Raw genomic sequence first — 2,541 nt, forward strand, 5'->3', positions numbered from 1 at the left:
ACGTCTGATACGACAAAGACGTCCACTCCCGCCCACGACGGTGATGACAATTCCAGTGGGGCGGCAAGCGGCGACGCGGACTCATCGACCACCGGTTCACCCAACGGAACATCGGACCCGATTCCGGGCTGGTTGGTCATTACCGCATCAAGCATCCTCATTGCCCTCCTACTCGGGGGCGTGGGCATCGGAATCTACCGAGCGAGGCAACCACGCGCCTGGTAGGTCAGGATTCTTCTGACTTTCGGCCCCCAGCGGAGTGAGCTTTTTACAACCGTGTGCTGGACCGACCGCTGCCGCTAAATATGTTGGCTGGGGGCCAACCGATTCTGGTCAATCACCATGGTCACCCGGCTGCCGCCATCCGCAGCAGCTCCAAGCGACCAGTTCCCCTGCGTCCATAGATCAAAAAGGGCTGAGCCAAGCCCGGCCCCTCCCCCGGTCGGCCCATAGCCGTCATCGGTTATGACGATTTCGAGCGCATCCTCGCTACTGCGCGCAGACACCTCGACAACACCTGCATGTCCGTGGCGATGAGCATTGTTGATGACCTCACGCAATGGCTCCATCAGTTCGGGCCTGGACACGAGTGCCAGGTCGAGTACCGAGCGCGAGGTGTCGTCAATTCGAAGGTCGACCAGTCCCGCCCAGGCCTCTTCGAGTGAGCGTAGGGTCTCGGTCTGGGCATCGGTGTCCCCATCGGTGTGGTTGATACCGGCCAGTTTTTCCAGGTTTCCCACGACATCTCCCAGCTGTTGGGCGAGCTGTTCGCGGTTTAGTCGACGTTGGTCAAACGCACTTGCCACGGCGAGCAGTTTGCTTTGGACACGGCCGTGAAGTTCGGTGGCAAGGCGCCGGGCACTCACCGCTTCAGCGGAAAGCCCTGCGCGTGTGTCGATGAGTGCTTGGGTGTCGTGGCTGGCCAAATCCGCTTCGATTACCCGGCGGATATCTAACACACCAGAGAGCATGCTGGCGCTAATGGCGACAAACGTCATCCACGCTACCCCGGACACCAAAAGGCCCGGACCCATCAGGTCAGAGAAGGGTGGGTAGACCAGTCTCGCGAGCGCGTTTCCACCGAATACCGCAGTAATAGAGCTCACAATCAACAGTGGCAGTGACACAGCGATGGGTAGTCTGGACGGCAGCCGGATCAGCGAAAACAGTGCTGCCCCCAGCAGGCCCGCCCAGCCGACATACAGCAGCGCATCGATGATGCCCAGTGGCACGGCCAGACCGGTCAATGAGGTCGCCGACCACACCACACCAATCAACCAGCCGCGTGGGCGCATCGACCCGAGTGCGACACGATAAAGCGAGGACAGTCGCAAACTCGGGTAGCGCTGCTGTTCTATCGACCACAGCGCGCGACTGAGCGGCCGAATCGTCGCATCGACGACACTGCGAATCTCTTTCGCCGTTGTCGATTGTGGATCATGGGTGAGCTGATCGCGAAGACCACGCACTGCGTAAAGCGATGTGGTCAACTCTGGCGGTGTGCTGGCGGCTTCCTCAGTCAGTCGCCTCGCAATGTTTGCCCGCACAAGCGTGCCCCGAGCATCTTCAAGTTGTTCCAGGGCACTCCGAGCGTAGGCAATCGTGCCAATCAGCCACACCCCCACCACAATTCCGCCCAGACCTCGGATAAACAATTCGCTAGCTGCCGCATCAGTTAAGCCAAGACTCAGGTCGACCAGGGCGGTGAAAAACCCTTTTGCACCGCCCACAAGCGCGCCGGTGGTGAGCACGATCAGCGGTCCGACTCGGCTACGGCCCCCGGCGCGGAGTATCGCCACAAACGCCCACCCCAAAAGTCCGGCGACAAGCAACGTGAGGGCGTGGACAGCCAACCACACGACCAGAAGGGACAAGGCGAGCCCGGAGGCGGAGGCAATCGCGGAAAGGAGAACCACTCCCGGTATGACACCCGACAGTGTGGGGACGTGAAAAAGATGACGAATGGGGATCTGCCGAGGAAAGCGAACCTTCGTGGGCGTCGCCTCGCTCACGGGGTCCAACCCATCTCTTTAAAAAACCGTGCGGCGATGTGCACGCGCTGGTTCAGCCCCGGAGTCTCCCGAAGGTTCAAGTGTTTGGCTAACCGTGACACCGCAACCTCCACGGCCCGTTCGGTCACCACTCGCTCTCGGGCAATCTCCGCGTTGGAGAGCCCCCGCGCCACGAGCCGCAGGATGTCAATCTGGGGCTGGGTCAAATTAACGCGGGGCGCGGCTTGATCGGAGCGGGCATAGCCGTCATCGGCGGCCGCGCGAAGAGCCCTCTCGATCATGTCGATGTCGTCCACGTCAGATTTCAACAAATAACGCGCCCCTTTGGGCAGCGATGCCGGGTTGTAGCCCAAAAGCCTCGGGTCGCGCACACTACTGAGAAAGACAATGCCAAGCCCCGGTGTGAGCCGTCGCAGGCTTTGGGCGATGTCGAATCCGGAGGGGCCATTGCCCAGGTGAACATCAAGCAGGGCGACATCAAGGCGTCCTGCTTTAAGCGCTTCAATCAGTGTGGCCGCGTGATCTCCGG

The 2,541-nt window shown here is 60.9% G+C and carries 3 protein-coding genes; 1 reads left to right on the top strand and 2 read right to left on the bottom strand.

The window, feature by feature from the left end; genetic code table 11:
* On the top strand, positions 1 to 225 hold a 225-nt coding region (locus tag RI518_RS07675; protein ID WP_310689794.1), incomplete at its 5' end, for a hypothetical protein.
* A gap of 74 nt (positions 226 to 299) precedes the next feature.
* On the opposite strand, the gene RI518_RS07680 is transcribed toward RI518_RS07675, so the two are convergent.
* The gene (locus RI518_RS07680) at positions 300 to 2,012 is read right to left on the bottom strand and encodes a hypothetical protein (protein WP_310689795.1); all 1,713 of its coding nucleotides are present in this window, start codon (positions 2,010 to 2,012) and stop codon (positions 300 to 302) included.
* A partial coding sequence (locus RI518_RS07685) for a LuxR C-terminal-related transcriptional regulator (protein ID WP_310689796.1) occupies positions 2,009 to 2,541 on the bottom strand: 533 nt, incomplete at its 5' end. The genes RI518_RS07680 and RI518_RS07685, both read right to left, overlap by 4 nt.

The organism is Pontimonas sp. (assembly GCF_031581085.1).
GTDB lineage: Bacteria > Actinomycetota > Actinomycetes > Actinomycetales > Microbacteriaceae > Pontimonas.